We start from the raw sequence: 16519 nt of genomic DNA on the forward strand, positions 1-16519 counted from the left end.
GTCGGCCGTCGGGGGCTACGGTGTGGAGGTGGCCCAGACTGAGACGGAACAGACACTCGCCGAGAAGGTCGGCACTCTTGCCCTGACGCTCGCGGCCGGCTGGGTCGCGCAGAAGGCGGTCAGCATGATCTGGAAGGGCGTCACCGGCAAGGACGCCCCGAGCAAGGCGGACGACCCGGAGCTCGACCTGGTGCAGGCGACCGTGTTCGCGGCGGTCGCCGCGGGCACCGCCGTCTTCGCCAAGCGGCTGGCCGCCAAGGGCGCGCACAAGGCGGCCATGCGGTTCTCGGGGCGCGTCGCCCGCTGAGGCCCGTCCGCCCGGCAGCGTCGCCGGGACCGGGGCTGCCGGGATCCCGGCTGCCGGGATCGCGGCCGACGGCCGCCGCGAGATCTCGCAGGCCGTGGTCCCACCATCGCAGCGCGACGACGGCCCCCTGACCACGAGCGCATAGGCTGAGGCCCGTGAGCTTCACGCACCTCGACGACCGCGGCCAGGCCCGCATGGTCGACGTCACCGCCAAGCAGCCGACCGTCCGCTCCGCGACGGCGTCGGGCACGGTCCGCTGCTCCTCCGCCGTCGTGCAGGCGCTGCGCGACGGCGCGGTGCCCAAGGGCGACGTGCTTGCGGTGGCGCGCATCGCGGGTATCGCCGCGGCCAAGAAGACGCCGGAGCTCCTGCCGCTGGCCCACGTGATCGGCGTGCACGGCGCGGCGGTGGACCTCGAGGTGACCGACGACGGCGTCGCCGTCACCGCGACCGTCCGCACCGCCGACCGCACGGGCGTCGAGATGGAGGCCCTCACGGCGGTGGCCGTCGCGGGCCTCGCCGTCGTCGACATGGTCAAGGGCCTGGACAAGTCCGTCTCGCTCGCCGACGTGCGGCTGGAGCGCAAGACCGGCGGCAAGTCGGGCGACTGGGTGCGCGCGGAATGATCACGGTCCGCTACTTCGCGGGCGCGCGGGAGGCCGCCGGGCGCGCCACAGAACAGCTCAGCGGCCCGACGTCGGTCGCGGGCCTCCGCAGCACCCTCACCGCGGCCCACCCGGCCCTGGGCGCCGTGCTGCCGAAGTGCGCGCTGCTGGTCGCGGGCGCCCGGGCGACGTCGGACGAGGCGGCAGTGCCCGACGGGGTCACGGTCGACGTGCTCCCGCCGTTCGCGGGCGGCTAGCTTTCCCTGGTTGTGGGCGTAGTTCTCGCGCCCACAACCCATGTCGCCGCAGCGGCCGCGACCACGCCGAAGAAGTCAGTGGTCCCCGCCGTCGAGCTGTGACCGCACGTGCGGCCAGAGCGTCAGCACCACCTCGATCCCGTCCCGTACACCGCCGGACGACCCGGGCAGGTTCACGACGAACGCGCGCGTGCCGTCGGCGGCGCTGGCCACGCCGGCCAGCCCCCTGGACATCGCCGCGGTGGGCACCCCGGCGGCAATGCCCCGCTGCCGGACGGCCTCGGCGACCCCGGGGACCTCGTAGTCGAGCACCTCGCGCGTACCCTCCGGCGTGAGGTCGCGCGGCGTGATCCCCGTGCCGCCCGTGGTGAGGACCAGCCGCGCGCCGTCGTCCAGCGCGGTGCGCAGCACGTCACGAACGGGCCCGACGCCGTCGGGCACCAGGTGCGTGACCACCTCCGTGAGGCCGGCCTGCTGCAGGAGCCACACCGCCGTCGGACCGGACCGGTCCTCGGCCTCGCCACGTGCGCAGCGGTCGGAGACGGTGATCACGGCTACCCGGTCGGACGTCATGCCGACACGCTATCGGCCTCCGGCTCCTGCGGCTTCGGCGCCGCCTCGACCTCGGCCTTGGCCTCGGCGGCCTCAGCGGCCTTGTTCCGGCGGTGCGCCAGCACGGACCAGACGACGGCGGCCGCCCAGCCGACCCAGATCACCGCGTACACCGCAACGGCCACACCCTCGGGGGCGGCGATCCAGTCGCTGTTGAGCAGCGTGCGGGTGTTGGTGAGCACGATGACACCGCCCACGAGCGAGCCCAGGACGCGCGCCGGCACGAGCCGCACCAGCCAGGCGGCGATCGGCGCGGCGATCAGGCCACCGATGAGCAGGGCCAGCACCCAGGTGAGGTCGATGCCCTCGCCGCTGAGGCCCACGAAGAAGCCGACGCTTGCCGCGATCGCCACGAAGAACTCGCTGGTGTCGATCGAGCCGATCACCTTGCGCGGCTCCATGCGGCCGCTGGCCAGGATCGCGGGCGTGCCGACGGGGCCCCAGCCGCCGCCACCCGTGGCGTCCATGAAGCCGGCCACCAGGCCGAGCGGTGTCAGGAAGCGACGGCGGAGCGGCTTCTCCGAGCGGGTCGGCAGGCCCTGCACCGTGAACCGGAGCAGCACGTAGAGGCCGAGACCGAGCAGGATCAGCGACATCACCGGCGCGGCGACCTCGGTCGAGAGCGACGACAGGAACGTGGCGCCGGCGAACGCGCCGATCGCACCGGGGATGCCGATGCGGGCCACGACCTTCCAGTCCACGTTGCCGAAGCGCCAGTGCGAGGCACCGGACGCAAGGGTGGTGCCGATCTCGGCGAGGTGCACCGTGGCGGACGCCGCGGCGGGGTTCGTGCCGATCGCGAGCAGCAGGGTCGTGGACGTGACGCCGTAGGCCATGCCCAGACTGCCGTCCACCAGTTGCGCGCCGAGGCCGACGAGCGCCAGCAGGATCAGGGTTCTCATGGTGATGACCTTCCAGGTCCGGGGTTACGGCCGGGGCCACGTCAAGGGCCCGTGCCAGGGTAACCATCCAACCCGGTCGGAAACAACAAGCATCTCAGACATCGGATAAGTGCGCATGCGAAACGGCCCACGAGCTCGTCTGGCTCATGAGCCGTTGCGCCTCAGGAGTTCGCCCAGGCCGACTCGCCCATCGTCAGCCTGCGGACGTCCTCGGGCAGCGTTCCCGCGACCAGGTCGGCGAGCGAGACCGCCTCCAGTACCGCGCGCACGTTGGCCCGCAGGGCGACCCACACGTGCAGGAGCGGTGCGGCCGGGCCCTGGAACTCCAGGTCGGACGGCCGGTTGCCACGGACGAAGACGAGCGGACCGTCCACGGCCCGCACCACGTCGGCGATCGTGATCGTCTCGGCGGGCCGCGCCAGGCGGTAGCCGCCGCCCGCGCCGCGGTGGCTCGTGACGAGCCCGTCGCGGCGCAGGTCGCTCAGGATCCCCTCTAGGAATCGGTGCGGGATGTCCTGCGCGCGGGCCAGGGCTTCGGCGCGGACGGGTCCGTCGTGGTCGGCAGCCGCCAGCTCGGCGGCTGCCCGGACGGCGTAGTCGGCTCGTGCGGAGATCCTCATGCGTCCATTCTCCCCCGTACCCCGCGCACGATGCGCCACCGCGACCGACAGCGTTGTCAGGCGACGCCAGGCAGCCTCAGGCGAGGATCCGGCCCGCGCGCTGCGCCGAGGCCGCGAACGAGCCGGTCAGTGGCAGCTCCGGCAGGATCACCGCCTGGGCGGCGTGGTAGACGTCGGGCTTGCCCACCCACGTGCGGCCCGACGGGCGGTTCTCCGTGTCGAGCTCGTGGTACCAGGAGCCGTGCTCCGCGTCGACGAGGTGTGCGCGGATCCACTCCCACCACTCGCCCTCGAGCTCCGCGTAGCGAGCGTCACCGGTGACGCGTCCCAGCACGTTCGCGGTGGCCGCCCCCTCGGCCGCCACCCAGTGGAAGCGGCGCGGTTCGACCGGCGTGCCGGCCCAGTCGGTGGTGTAGACGAAGCCGCCCTCACGCTCGGCGTCCCAGCCGTCCGCGACCGCGCGGTCGAAGAGCGAGACGGCAGCGGCGGTCCGCTCGCCCGACGTCCCGGCCTCCGCGTCGAGCTGCAGCAGGAGCCGGGCCCACTCGAGCCCGTGCCCCGGCGTCGCGCCGTACGGCTTGAACTGGTCGCGCGGCCGGTCCGCGTTGTACTCGAGCAGGGGGGACCACGCCGCGTCGAAGTGCTCGGGGATCCGCCAGTCGTTCGCCGCGGCCCAGCGCACCACCTGGTCGCCGACGGCGGCCGCCCGCTCCAGCCACATGCCGTCCCCCGTCGCCGCGTGGGCGGCGAGCAGCGCCTCGACGGAGTGCATGTTCGCGTTCACACCACGGTAGTCCGAGGTCGACGACCAGTCGCGCGACCGCTCGTCGAGGTGCAGCCTGCGCTCGGGCTCCCAGAACCGCGCGTCGAGCACGGCGAGCGCGCTGGTGAGCAACTCGGGGGCACCCGGAATCCCCGCGACCTTGCCGGTGGAGCCGGCCAGCACCACGAAGGCGTGCGCGTAGGCCTCCTTGGTACCGACGAGCTCGTCACCCTCACCCCGCGCGGCGAGCCACCCGCCGAACTCGGCGTCGGCCAGCACGTCGTGCAGGCCGGCGATCGCCCGCGCGGCATACTCCCCGGCCCCACTCACCCCCAGCAGGTGCCCGACGGCGAACGTGTGCGCCATCCGTGCCGTGATCCACGTCTCCACGGGATGGGAGTAGTCGGGCTGCCCCGCGTCGTCGAGCCAGTAGGCAGCACCGTCCTCGCGGATCGAAGCCTCCGCGAAACGCAGCAGCGAGACGAAATGCTCGCGGCGCCATGCGGCGTCGGCGGTGCTTGCGGGTTGGGTGCTGGTAGAGCCCGCGGCGGTGCGGGGCGTGTCTGCGTTCACGTGGCCACGATAGTGGTGGCTCGGGCGTGGGCGTCCAGCGGGGGCGGGGCTGTGTGGTGCGCAGGTACAAGAAGGACGGGACCCAAAGAGGCCCCGCCCACGGCAAGGAGTGTTCCTTCCGGCTGGTGTTGGCCGGGCAGGAGGCTTCTCGTGGTGTGTGGGCAAAAGCAAGGGAGCCTTCCCCCACCTCTCAGCCAGCGGCTGGGGTGGGGAAGGCCCCCTTGGAATAGTGTTCGGCGGCGTCCTACTCTCCCACCCCGTCTCCAGGGCAGTACCATCGGCGCTGTGGGGCTGAGCTTCCGGGTTCGGAAAGGGACCGGGCGTTTCCCCCACGCTATGACCACCGTAACCTTGTCAAACCACCAGGCAACCCCCCGTCACAGTCGCACCTGGCACCGGTCGTGCTGGTGCTGGTGTGCACCCCCGGTGACCCTTGGAGGGGGTGTGGGGGTGGGGGTTGGTGCCCGTGGCCCGGGAACCGCATAGTGGACGCGACACACACTCGTCATGTTCTAAAAGAACACTCATCGTGCTCAGTGCTCAAGTGCTGTGTTGGGGTGTTGAAGTTGTTGGCAGGTTAGTACCGGTCAGCTCCACAAGTCGTTGGTCCTTGCTTCCACATCCGGCCTATCAACCCAGTCATCTCCTGGGCGCCTCCCACCCCCGAGGGGGTGTGGAAACCTCATCTTGAAGCAGGCTTCCCGCTTAGATGCTTTCAGCGGTTATCCCTTCCGAACGTAGCCAACCAGCCATGCTCCTGGCGGAACAACTGGCACACCAGAGGTTCGTCCGTCCCGGTCCTCTCGTACTAGGGACAGCCCTTCTCAAGTTTCCTGCGCGCGCAGCGGATAGGGACCGAACTGTCTCACGACGTTCTAAACCCAGCTCGCGTACCGCTTTAATGGGCGAACAGCCCAACCCTTGGGACCTACTCCAGCCCCAGGATGCGACGAGCCGACATCGAGGTGCCAAACCATGCCGTCGATATGGACTCTTGGGCAAGATCAGCCTGTTATCCCCGGGGTACCTTTTATCCGTTGAGCGACCACGCTTCCACAAGCCATGGCCGGATCACTAGTTCCGACTTTCGTCCCTGCTCGACCTGTCGGTCTCACAGTCAAGCTCCCTTGTGCACTTGCACTCGATACCTGATTGCCAACCAGGCTGAGGGAACCTTTGAGCGCCTCCGTTACATTTTAGGAGGCAACCGCCCCAGTTAAACTACCCACCAGGCACTGTCCCTGAACCAGATCATGGTCCGAGGTTAGACATCCGAAGCGATCAGAGTGGTATTTCAACAACGACTCCACCCGTGCTGGCGCCCGAGCTTCATAGTCTCCCACCTATCCTACACAAACCGCACCGAACACCAATACCAAGCTATAGTAAAGGTCCCGGGGTCTTTCCGTCCTGCTGCGCGTAACGAGCATCTTTACTCGTAGTGCAATTTCGCCGAGTTCGCGGTTGAGACAGCGGAGAAGTCGTTACGCCATTCGTGCAGGTCGGAACTTACCCGACAAGGAATTTCGCTACCTTAGGATGGTTATAGTTACCACCGCCGTTTACTGGGGCTTAAATTCTGAGCTTCACCCAAGGGTTGACTCGTCCTCTTAACCTTCCAGCACCGGGCAGGCGTCAGTCCGTATACATCGTCTTGCGACTTCGCACGGACCTGTGTTTTTAGTAAACAGTCGCTTCTCCCTGGTCTCTGCGGCCCACCCCGCCTTCACCCGCAAAAGGGGTTGGACGGTTCAGGCCCCCCTTCTCCCGAAGTTACGGGGGCATTTTGCCGAGTTCCTTAACCACGATTCGCTCGATCGCCTTAGTATTCTCTACCTGACCACCTGAGTCGGTTTAGGGTACGGGCGGCTAGTCCCTCGCGTCGAGGCTTTTCTAGGCAGCATAGGATCACCAGATTCCCGCTACTGCGGTCACTATCAGCTCTCACCCTGTATGACACCCGGATTTGCCTAGGTGTCGGGCTACGACCTTGGACGTGGACAACCATCGCCACGCCTGGCTACCTTCCTGCGTCACCCCTGTTAACACGCTTACCTACTACCGGATCAGGTCCCACGCCTCCCCAACGGTCCGGTCCGAAGACCAGTGTGCTGGTTTGGGGTGGTTAGTATCACCGGGCTCGGTATGGGCGGTACTTCGCCGGTAGGAGAATATCAACTCCTTGTCCATCGACTACGCCTGTCGGCCTCGCCTTAGGTCCCGACTTACCCAGGGCGGATGAACCTGGCCCTGGAACCCTTGGTCATTCGGCGGACGGGATTCACACCCGTCATTCGCTACTCATGCCTGCATTCTCACTCGCGTAGCCTCCACCACTAGGTCACCCTGCAGCTTCCCTGGCCACGCGACGCTCCCCTACCCACCCACACACCTGAACACACACCACAAGGGCGCATGCTGGGCTTGCGATCTAACGCAATGTGAGTGCCACGGCTTCGGCGGTGTGCTTGAGCCCCGCTACATTGTCGGCGCGGAATCACTTGACCAGTGAGCTATTACGCACTCTTTCAAGGGTGGCTGCTTCTAAGCCAACCTCCTGGTTGTCTGTGCAACTCCACATCCTTTCCCACTGAGCACACGCTTAGGGGCCTTAGCCGGTGATCTGGGCTGTTTCCCTCTCGACCACGGAGCTTATCCCCCGCAGTCTCACTGCCACGCTTACGACTTACCGGCATTCGGAGTTTGGCTGACGTCAGTAACCTGGTGAGGCCCATTAGCCATCCAGTAGCTCTACCTCCGGCAAGAAACACGCGACGCTGCACCTAAATGCATTTCGGGGAGAACCAGCTATCACGAAGTTTGATTGGCCTTTCACCCCTAACCACAGGTCATCCCCCAGGTTTTCAACCCTGGTGGGTTCGGTCCTCCACGCCGTCTTACCGGCGCTTCAACCTGCCCATGGCTAGATCACTTCGCTTCGGGTCTAGACCCGGCGACTATAGGCGCCCTGTTCGGACTCGCTTTCGCTACGGATACCCCACACGGGTTAACCTCGCCACCGAGCACTAACTCGCAGGCTCATTCTTCAAAAGGCACGCCATCACCCCCACACCCCAAAGGGCCGAGGCTCTGACGGATTGTAGGCACACGGTTTCAGGTACTATTTCACTCCCCTCCCGGGGTACTTTTCACCTTTCCCTCACGGTACTTGTCCGCTATCGGTCACTAGGTAGTATTTAGGCTTAGCAAGTGGTCTTGCCAGATTCACACGAGATTCCACGGGCCCCGTGCTACTTGGGATCCCCTCCACCAGGCCATGCCATTTCGTCTACGGGACTCCCACCCACTACGGTCCGGTATTCAACCCGGTTCGACTATGACACGACTTTCTCACTGGTCCCAGGACTGTCAGATCCTGGAAGAAGGTCCCACAACCCCGCACACGCAACCCCTGACAGGTATCACACGCGCACGGTTTGGCCTCATCCGCTTTCGCTCGCCACTACTCACGGAATATCTCTTCCTGCCGGTACTGAGATGTTTCACTTCCCGGCGTTCCCCCCACACGCCCTATACATTCAAGCGCGGGTAACCGAACATGACTTCGGCTGGGTTCCCCCATTCGGAGACCCTCGGATCACAGCTCGTCTGCCAACTCCCCGAGGATTATCGCAGGCTACAACGTCCTTCTTCGGCTCCTAGTGCCAAGGCATCCACCCTGTGCCCTCAAAAACTTCAACAACAACAAAACAATCACAGAAACCAAGACAACACACTCACCCGACAACCACACCCACAAGCCACCCCACACAAAAGCAGGACAACCCAAAAACAGGATGCAGTCACACCGGCGAGCGGTCTTGGAAACATTCAAAGATGCTCGCGTCCACTATACAGTTCTCAAGCAACGGACAAACCCACCAGGCATCCCGCACACACCAATCACCGGTCCAGCCGGCTGGTCTGCGTACGACCCAGTGACCCGTATCCTCCAGAAACACTCGACCACTCACACCCCCACCCACCCGTCCGAAGACCATGCGATCCGAAGACCAGGGAGAGCGGGACGCGAGGCGGCCGGTTGCCTCAGGACCCAACAGTGTGCTCAGCAAGCCCCGCCGGCGTCGACCCCCGTGTTCCAACCAGTGACAAGCACCGGCGTACTAGCGTGGGTCACCACCGAAGGTGACTCTTCGTCAATGTTCCACCCATGAGCAACCACCCCAGACACGCACGGCCTGGGCGCGGCCTCTGCCACCACCAGCCCATAAGGCTCGGTAGTGGAGACATGCTCCTTAGAAAGGAGGTGATCCAGCCGCACCTTCCGGTACGGCTACCTTGTTACGACTTAGTCCCAATCGCCAGTCCCACCTTCGACCACTCCCTCCCAAACGGGTTGGGCCGTGAGCTTCGGGTGTTACCAACTTTCGTGACTTGACGGGCGGTGTGTACAAGGCCCGGGAACGTATTCACCGCAGCGTTGCTGATCTGCGATTACTAGCGACTCCGACTTCACGGGGTCGAGTTGCAGACCCCGATCCGAACTGAGACCGGCTTTTTGGGATTCGCTCCACCTCACGGTATCGCAGCCCTCTGTACCGGCCATTGTAGCATGCGTGAAGCCCAAGACATAAGGGGCATGATGATTTGACGTCATCCCCACCTTCCTCCGAGTTGACCCCGGCAGTCTCCCATGAGTCCCCACCATCACGTGCTGGCAACATGAGACAAGGGTTGCGCTCGTTGCGGGACTTAACCCAACATCTCACGACACGAGCTGACGACAACCATGCACCACCTGTGTACGAGTGTCCAAAGAGAACCCCATCTCTGGGGCGTTCCCGTACATGTCAAGCCTTGGTAAGGTTCTTCGCGTTGCATCGAATTAATCCGCATGCTCCGCCGCTTGTGCGGGCCCCCGTCAATTCCTTTGAGTTTTAGCCTTGCGGCCGTACTCCCCAGGCGGGGCACTTAATGCGTTAGCTACGGCACAGAACCAGTGGAACTGGCCCCACACCTAGTGCCCAACGTTTACGGCATGGACTACCAGGGTATCTAATCCTGTTCGCTCCCCATGCTTTCGCTCCTCAGCGTCAGTAACTGCCCAGAGACCTGCCTTCGCCATCGGTGTTCCTCCTGATATCTGCGCATTCCACCGCTACACCAGGAATTCCAGTCTCCCCTACAGCACTCCAGTCTGCCCGTACCCGATGCAAGCCCACAGTTGAGCCATGAGATTTCACACCAGACGCGACAGACCGCCTACGAGCTCTTTACGCCCAATAATTCCGGACAACGCTTGCGCCCTACGTATTACCGCGGCTGCTGGCACGTAGTTAGCCGGCGCTTCTTCTGCAAGTACCCTCAACCCCAAAAAGAGGCCTTGTTCCCTGCTGAAAGAGGTTTACAACCCGAAGGCCGTCATCCCTCACGCGGCGTCGCTGCATCAGGCTTGCGCCCATTGTGCAATATTCCCCACTGCTGCCTCCCGTAGGAGTCTGGGCCGTGTCTCAGTCCCAGTGTGGCCGGTCGCCCTCTCAGGCCGGCTACCCGTCGACGCCTTGGTAGGCCATTACCCCACCAACAAGCTGATAGGCCGCGAGCCCATCCCCCACCGAAAAACTTTCCAATAACCCACCATGCGGCAGATACTGAATATCCGGTATTAGACCCCGTTTCCAAGGCTTATCCCGAAGTAGGGGGCAGGTTGCTCACGTGTTACTCACCCGTTCGCCACTAATCCACGGTGCAAGCACCGCTTCATCGTTCGACTTGCATGTGTTAAGCACGCCGCCAGCGTTCGTCCTGAGCCAGGATCAAACTCTCCGTAAAAGAGAAAAACACCCACACCCCACCCACAACAGGCAAAGGCACGAGCATTCAATGATACCGGCCAGACCAAACCAAAAACTAGCTGGTCCAAACCAAACAATCACGACCCCCACCAACACAACCCGCCAACCCCACCAAGGGCCAGCAGACCACGCTCGCAGAAGCCAACAAACAATTTGGCATTGACTATCAAGCACACTGTTGAGTTCTCAAACAACCGACACACACCGCCAGGACCACCATCCACCAGACGATGACCCCACCCGGGGCAACCTCTTCAACTTACCAGACCGGAATCCGCCCCGCAAACCCGCTGATCTCGAAGATCAAGCGCACTTGCGTGATGTGACCCGCATCCGGTGACCCACAAGCCAGTCCAAGACCGGCTCGCATCAGAGATGGGTTTCAGCCCCGGCGCGGCCACCCTGCCGTTCCCGGCTGGTGTGTCCGTCGGCCCGTCGGGCTGACATCCAGAACAGTACGTCAGGCCAGGGGGTCCGTCAAAGCCAGGGAGGCGTGACAGCCGACACAGAACCGCTGCTCACCGGCCGTTTTTCCAAGAAGCTCTCAGTGTGGACCGGTCCGAGGTCATGCTGGGCTGCGCCCGCCGCCCCGCGGAACGCCGGGTTGGGCGGCGTCGGACCAAGAACTCACCCGCTCGGCCATGTCCACGTAATCTTTGGTTCAGATTTCGCCATCCGCCGCGAGCGCTCGGTCCTGAAGCCTCGCCACGGCCTCAGTTCGCGGCGTAGCGGTCCAGGACACGGTCCACGATCTCCTCCGCGGCGCCCGTGTCCCAGGTCGCGTTCCGGTCGGCCGCACCCTGCTTGCCCGACACCATCTCCGCGACCCTCCCGAAGACCGCTCCCGGCGACGTGAGCGGCGGCGCCGACCGGGCGCCCGTACCGTCGCCCGACGCTCTGTCCGCGCTCGACTGTCGTGCGAGGTTCCGCGCCGCCGCTTCGGTGTCGAGCACCAGACCCGCGCACAGCTCGGCCCCCGTGTGCGCCGACGCCGTCGCGTGCCGGGTCAGGTCCTGCAGCGCCGGCCACTCGGCGTGCCACGCGCCGTCGGCCCCGTCGTCCGCAGCGAGGCCGGCGGCCGTGACGACCTGTGCCAGCAGCGGCGGGGCGGCGAGCGCCGAACGGCGCAGCAGGACGGACAGCACCGGGGTACCCACCGACGAAACGGCGCCACGTCCTGCCGCCTGCGGTTCGGCGAGCTCGCCCACCTCGGGCCGGACACCGGCGAGCACGTCGGACGCCACCTTGCCCAGCGCCGAGCACACGCCGGCGAGCGCGGCCGACGCGCGTTCCACCGGCTGGCGGGTGACATGCCAGGGCGCCGCCGTGACAATCAGGCCGAGACGGTCGGCCCAGGCCTCGACCAGGTCGAACCGGTGCTCCGCGGGCACGCGGTCCAGCGTCCCCGCCCGGCCACCGTACGCGACAGGGAGCAGCTCGGCCTCGGCGGCGAGCCGCTCGTCCGCCTCGGCGACGGCCTGGAGCCAGGTCGCGGCCCGGGCGCCGAAGGTCGTCGGCACGGCCGCCATGGTGTGTGTGCGTGCCAGGACGGGGGTGGACCGGTGGGTCCGTGCCAGGTCGACCAGGCTCTCTCTGGCTCGGGCGAGGTCCGCGCGCACCAGGGCGGTCGCATCGCGCAGCACGAGCATCAGGGCGGTGTCGACGACGTCCCGCCGGGAGAGCCCGGTGTGAATGGCATCAGCCACCTCCGGGCCCACGCCGTCGGGCAGGGCTGCCCGCAGTCGCCTCACCAACGGGAGCACCGGGTCGCCGGTCTCGGCCGCCTCGCGCGCCACCTCGGACGCCAGGGCCAGCGCATCCTCAGAGTCGGTGACCGCCGGGTCGTCCAGGCTCCCCTCGCCCCCGAAGAGCTGCTCGATCGCGCTCACGACGGCCTCCGCCGTCGTCTCCGGGACGAGGCCAAGGTCTGCCTGGGCTCCCACCCAGGCGAACTCGGACCAGACCATGCCCCAGACGACGGCGACGTCGTCGGTCACGGACGCCGGGGAGCCCGGCGCGAGGTGCGCGCCCGGGGTGAGCAGGCCGACGTCAGGCATGTGCGGCCTCCGTCGAAGCAGCGGGGCAGTACACGAACACCGTTTTGTCCTTCCGCGGGCAGCCAGGACTCGAAGCGTAGCGAGGCTCCGGCCTGCGACGGAGCACACAAGCACTGCCGGACGTCGGCCGCGGCGCGGCGAGCGGGCCGCGCCGCTGGCAGAACCCCCACCAGCGGCGACGTCCGGCTCAGGCCCGCGTACGGGCCAGGTCCGCCTCGATCTCGCCCGCGGCACGCAGCAGGGGCGGCAGGACGTCGGCCACCAGCTCCTCGACGGCGCCGCGGCGTACCGGCGCGGACACGTTCACCGCTGCTACCACCCGGCCGGCTTGGTCCCGCAGGGGCGCGGCGATCGAGCGCAGCCCCTCCTCCAGCTCCTGGTCGACGAGCGCCCAGCCCTGGCCGCGCACCTTGGCCAGCTCGGTGCGCAGCAGCTCCCTGTCGACGATCGTGCGGGGGGTGAGCGGTTCCAGGACGACGCCGTCCAGGAAGGCATCGCGGTCGCCGGAAGGCAGGTGCGCCAGGATCGCGCGGCCCATCGACGTCACCGCGGCCGGGAACCGGGTACCCACCTGGATGACCGCCGACATGATCCGGCGTGTCGCGACACGGGCCACGTAGACGATGTCGGCGCCGTCGAGCACTGCCACCGACGACGACTCCCCGACGTCCTCCGCGAGCCGCTCGAGGTGGGGCTGCGCCACCTCGGGCAGCGAGAGGCTCGACAGGTAGGCGTACCCGAGCTCGAGGACCTGGGGGCGCAGGGCGAACACCCGCCCGTCGGTCACCACGTACCCGAGCTCCACGAGGGTGAGCAGGAAGCGCCGCGCCGACGCCCGGCTCAGGTCGGCCTCACGGGCCACCTCGCTGAGCGTCATCCGGGCCCGGTCCGAACCGAACGCGCGGATCACCGCCAGCCCGCGCTCCAAGGACTGCACGAACTCACCCGACCGGGCACCGGCATCCTGAACCGTGTCGCTCATCCGAGCTCCTCCTGCCGTCCATGCGTCCGCCGCACATCCACGGACGAGTATTCGGCCGCCTGCACCCGCCCGCACCCGCGACCGGGCGGTGGGTCGCTGGGCGGCACGCCCGCCCGGGGGCCTCCCCAGGTCCGACGGCGGAGCGCGCCGTTGAGCTCCGATGCCCCGCAACCTGGTCGTTCTCCGAACGGGTGTGCCGCTCGTGAACGTAGCGACCGTCGGAAGCGCGGGTCAACAGTTCCGACCCTGCGTAACAGGAAAGGCCCCTCACCCGGCTCTTCGCCTGATGAGGGGCCACTGTGCGCCCGAAGGGATTCGAACCCCCAACCTTCTGATCCGTAGTCAGATGCTCTATCCGTTGAGCTACGGGCGCTGGTCGCACTGTTCTGCCGTTGGCCAGCCGTTCACACGGCCGACCGACGAGAACATTACCGCCTGTTCGGCGCGGGCCCAAACCCAAATCCGCGCTTGCCAGGGAGAACTCCGTCACAGGCCTCCGCGGGTTCGATCACGTACCGAACTCGTTCGGAGACCTTCGCAGAAAAGGTCCCGGGCGTCACGCGCGGCCGGGACCTTCCTGGCGGAGACGGAGGGATTTGAACCCTCGAACGGGTTGCCCCGTTACCACCTTAGCAGGGTGGCGCACTAGACCTGACTATGCGACGTCTCCTCGCGACAGCCTGTACCCACGCCGGGTGATGCCGCGCGGACCAGGGTACCTGCCGCACGGCACGCTGAGCAAAGCGAGCGTGCTGTGCCCGCTCGGCCCGCCGTGGATCGCCGTCGGCTCGCCGTTCTCGCCGTCCGACCGAGCGTGTTGCGAGCCTGGTTCGGAGCATGCCGTCCCCGGCAGGCATACGGCCCGGCGAGTCCCCCACCGCCGTCGGCGGCGTATTTCACTCAACGTCAATAAGCGGTACATTTTCGCCCATGGACTACGACGTCTTGGTGATCGGGTCGGGCTTCGGCGGCAGCGTTGCCGCCCTCCGCCTCACCGAAAAGGGCTACCGGGTGGGCGTGCTCGAGGCGGGCCGCAGGTTCGAGGACCACGAGTTCGCCAAGAACTCCTGGCACCTCAAGCAGTTCCTGTGGGCTCCGGCCCTCGGGTGCTACGGGATCCAGCGGGTGCGGCTGCTGCGCAACGTCCTGTGCCTCACGGGCGCGGGCGTGGGCGGCGGATCGCTCGTGTACGCCAACACGCTGTACCGCCCCCTCGACCCGTTCTACGCGGACAGCGCCTGGTCCCACATCACCGACTGGAAGTCCGAGCTCGCGCCGTACTACGACCAGGCGGAGCGCATGCTCGGCGTCGTCCGGTACCACGGCCGGTCCCCCGCCGACGACGTCGTCCGCAGCGTCGCGGAGGACATGGGCGTCGGCGACACCTTCCGCCCCACCCGCGTGGGCGTGTACTTCGGCCCGGGCGGCGCCGAGGCGCCGTCGCCGGGCGAACGGGCAGCCGACCCGTACTTCGGCGGCGTGGGGCCGGAGCGCAGGGGCTGCACCGAGTGCGGCGAGTGCATGACGGGCTGCCGGCACGGCGCCAAGAACACCCTGGTCAAGAACTACCTCTACCTCGCTGAGCGGGCCGGCGCCGAGGTGCACCCGCTCACCACCGCCGACGTCGTGCGGCCGCTGGCCGGCTCCCCGGGCTACGAGGTGCGCACGCACCGCACCGGCAAGCGGTGGGGCGGCCGGCGGACCTTCACCGCACGGCACGTGGTGTTCGCCGCCGGAACGCTCGGCACGCAGCGGCTGCTGCACGCCATGAAGGACGCCGGCACGCTGCCGCGGCTGTCCGAACGGCTCGGGCACCTCACGCGGACCAACTCCGAGGCGCTGCTCGGCGCGATGACGCACAAGGTCGGCTCGACCGACTACTCCCGCGGCGTCGCCATCACCTCGTCGTTCTACCCGAACGAGAACACCCACATCGAACCCGTGCGCTACGGCCACGGCTCCAACGTCATGGCGGCCCTGCAGCACATCCTCGTCGACGGCGGGCCGTACCGGTTCGTGCGCTGGTTCGGCGAGATGGGCAAGAACCTGAAGTGGCTGCCCGTGCTGCTCGACTGGCGGCGCTGGTCCGAGCGGACGGTCATCGCCCTGGTCATGCAGGCCCACGACAACTCGCTGACCACGGTGACCCGGCGCACGCCCTTCGGCCGGTTCATGACGTCGAAGCAGGGCACCGGCGCCCCGAACCCGAGCTGGATCCCCGAGGGCCACGAGGCGGTGCGCCGGATGGCCGACAAGCTGGGCGACGACGGTGTCGAGGGCATAGCGGGCGGCACGATCGGCGACCCGTTCAACATCCCGCTGACCGCGCACATCCTCGGCGGCTGCGCCATCGGGTCGGACGCCGAAGGCGGCGTCGTCGACCCGTACCTGCGCGTGTTCGGGCACGAGGGTCTGCACGTCATGGACGGGTCGGCCGTGACGGCGAACCTCGGCGTGAACCCGTCGCTCACCATCACGGCGCAGGCCGAGCGCGCGTGCGCGCTGTGGCCCAACGCCGGCGAGCCGGACGAGCGGCCGGCCCTCGGGTCCGCCTACGCGCCCGTCGAGCCCGTGCGGCCCCGCGCACCGGTGGTCCCGGAGGCGGCCCCCGCCGCGCTGCGCCTGCCCATCGTGGGCATCAGCTAGGACTGCACGGTTCCCGACCGCGCCGAGCACCGTCCTCCTCGGGCGGACGGCGCGCGACGGCTCGGCCGCGTCCTTCCTGGCCGAGTTCCTGCAGATCGTGCCGCGGGATCGGTCGGCTGCGGCCGACCCCGCGGCCCGGTAACCCTTCCCGGCATCAGCAACGAGCCGGCATCAGCCACGAGCGGAGGGCGAGGGATTCGAACCCCCGGTGCGTTGCCGCACAACGGTTTTCAAGACCGTCACATTAGGCCGCTCTGTCAGCCCTCCTCGCGCCGTCCGCCCCCGCGGGCGGGGACGGCGCAGCCACACAGTCTAGCTACGGAACAGCGACGGCGGGCCGCCCTCAGGGTGGCCCGCCGTCCGCGGAGTGCTGAAGAGT

General features: G+C 67.3%; 10 protein-coding genes, 3 tRNA genes and 3 rRNA genes. 4 read left to right on the forward strand and 12 right to left on the reverse strand.

What is annotated here, in order from left to right:
- Positions 1–28: 28 nt before the first annotated feature.
- The 3 genes from AC0QU1_RS25060 (at position 29) to AC0QU1_RS25070 (ending at position 1169) form a co-directional block, all read left to right on the forward strand.
- A complete protein-coding gene (locus AC0QU1_RS25060) occupies positions 29–307 on the forward strand; it encodes a DUF4235 domain-containing protein (protein ID WP_483573327.1) in 279 nt (92 codons plus the stop codon).
- 155 nt (positions 308–462) lie between these two features.
- Positions 463–933 carry a cyclic pyranopterin monophosphate synthase MoaC gene (gene moaC, locus AC0QU1_RS25065; protein ID WP_483573329.1) on the forward strand — a complete coding sequence of 157 codons (471 nt, stop codon included), beginning with the start codon at positions 463–465 and terminating at the stop codon, positions 931–933.
- Complete coding sequence (locus AC0QU1_RS25070; RefSeq protein WP_483573331.1) at positions 930–1169, forward strand: MoaD/ThiS family protein; 240 nt, start codon at positions 930–932, stop codon at positions 1167–1169. The genes moaC and AC0QU1_RS25070 overlap by 4 nt, the downstream gene beginning before the upstream one ends.
- Before the next feature lie 75 nt (positions 1170–1244).
- Here AC0QU1_RS25070 and AC0QU1_RS25075 read toward each other — a convergent pair whose 3' ends face one another.
- From AC0QU1_RS25075 to AC0QU1_RS25125, 11 genes are all read right to left on the reverse strand, one after another.
- The gene (locus AC0QU1_RS25075) at positions 1245–1742 is read right to left on the reverse strand and encodes a MogA/MoaB family molybdenum cofactor biosynthesis protein (RefSeq protein ID WP_483573333.1); all 498 of its coding nucleotides are present in this window, start codon (positions 1740–1742) and stop codon (positions 1245–1247) included.
- Positions 1739–2683 carry a sulfite exporter TauE/SafE family protein gene (locus AC0QU1_RS25080; protein WP_483573335.1) on the reverse strand — a complete coding sequence of 315 codons (945 nt, stop codon included), beginning with the start codon at positions 2681–2683 and terminating at the stop codon, positions 1739–1741. Before AC0QU1_RS25080 ends, AC0QU1_RS25075 begins: the two co-directional genes overlap by 4 nt.
- Before the next feature lie 161 nt (positions 2684–2844).
- Positions 2845–3303 (reverse strand): RrF2 family transcriptional regulator, encoded by a 459-nt coding sequence (locus AC0QU1_RS25085; RefSeq protein WP_483573337.1) that lies wholly within the window; start codon positions 3301–3303, stop codon positions 2845–2847.
- A gap of 76 nt (positions 3304–3379) precedes the next feature.
- Entirely contained in the window at positions 3380–4639 is a 1260-nt protein-coding gene (locus AC0QU1_RS25090; protein ID WP_483573339.1) for an AGE family epimerase/isomerase, read from the reverse strand.
- Positions 4640–4870: 231 nt separating this feature from the next.
- Positions 4871–4987: ribosomal RNA gene (gene rrf / locus AC0QU1_RS25095) — 5S ribosomal RNA — on the reverse strand.
- A 209-nt stretch (positions 4988–5196) separates the two neighbouring features.
- A 23S ribosomal RNA gene (locus AC0QU1_RS25100) occupies positions 5197–8340 on the reverse strand.
- A gap of 559 nt (positions 8341–8899) precedes the next feature.
- Positions 8900–10432 (reverse strand): 16S ribosomal RNA (locus AC0QU1_RS25105).
- The 16S, 23S and 5S rRNA genes sit together here, the layout of an rRNA operon.
- Positions 10433–11168: 736 nt before the next feature.
- Complete coding sequence (locus tag AC0QU1_RS25110) at positions 11169–12512, reverse strand: lyase family protein (protein WP_483573341.1); 1344 nt, start codon at positions 12510–12512, stop codon at positions 11169–11171.
- Positions 12513–12699: 187 nt separating this feature from the next.
- Entirely contained in the window at positions 12700–13494 is a 795-nt protein-coding gene (locus AC0QU1_RS25115) for an IclR family transcriptional regulator domain-containing protein (RefSeq protein WP_483573343.1), read from the reverse strand.
- Between the two features lie 300 nt (positions 13495–13794).
- Positions 13795–13867 (reverse strand) — tRNA-Arg (locus AC0QU1_RS25120).
- 205 nt (positions 13868–14072) lie between these two features.
- A tRNA-Ser gene (locus tag AC0QU1_RS25125) sits at positions 14073–14164 on the reverse strand.
- Positions 14165–14424: 260 nt separating this feature from the next.
- Between AC0QU1_RS25125 and AC0QU1_RS25130 the strand changes: the two genes are divergently transcribed.
- Positions 14425–16140 (forward strand): GMC oxidoreductase, encoded by a 1716-nt coding sequence (locus AC0QU1_RS25130; RefSeq protein ID WP_483573345.1) that lies wholly within the window; start codon positions 14425–14427, stop codon positions 16138–16140.
- Between the two features lie 182 nt (positions 16141–16322).
- On the opposite strand, the gene AC0QU1_RS25135 is transcribed toward AC0QU1_RS25130, so the two are convergent.
- Positions 16323–16407: transfer RNA gene (locus AC0QU1_RS25135), tRNA-Ser, on the reverse strand.
- Positions 16408–16519: the final 112 nt, after the last annotated feature.

The sequence above is a fragment of the Promicromonospora noduliphila genome (assembly GCF_056951025.1).

Coding starts and splice junctions, on each gene's coding strand:
- AC0QU1_RS25070 (WP_483573331.1), top strand. CDS start 930: ATGATCACGGTCCGCTACTTCGCGGGCGCGCGGGAGGCCGCCGGGCGC.
- AC0QU1_RS25075 (WP_483573333.1), bottom strand. CDS start 1,742: ATGACGTCCGACCGGGTAGCCGTGATCACCGTCTCCGACCGCTGCGCA.
- AC0QU1_RS25080 (WP_483573335.1), bottom strand. CDS start 2,683: ATGAGAACCCTGATCCTGCTGGCGCTCGTCGGCCTCGGCGCGCAACTG.
- AC0QU1_RS25085 (WP_483573337.1), bottom strand. CDS start 3,303: ATGAGGATCTCCGCACGAGCCGACTACGCCGTCCGGGCAGCCGCCGAG.
- AC0QU1_RS25110 (WP_483573341.1), bottom strand. CDS start 12,512: ATGCCTGACGTCGGCCTGCTCACCCCGGGCGCGCACCTCGCGCCGGGC.
- AC0QU1_RS25115 (WP_483573343.1), bottom strand. CDS start 13,494: ATGAGCGACACGGTTCAGGATGCCGGTGCCCGGTCGGGTGAGTTCGTG.
- AC0QU1_RS25130 (WP_483573345.1), top strand. CDS start 14,425: ATGGACTACGACGTCTTGGTGATCGGGTCGGGCTTCGGCGGCAGCGTT.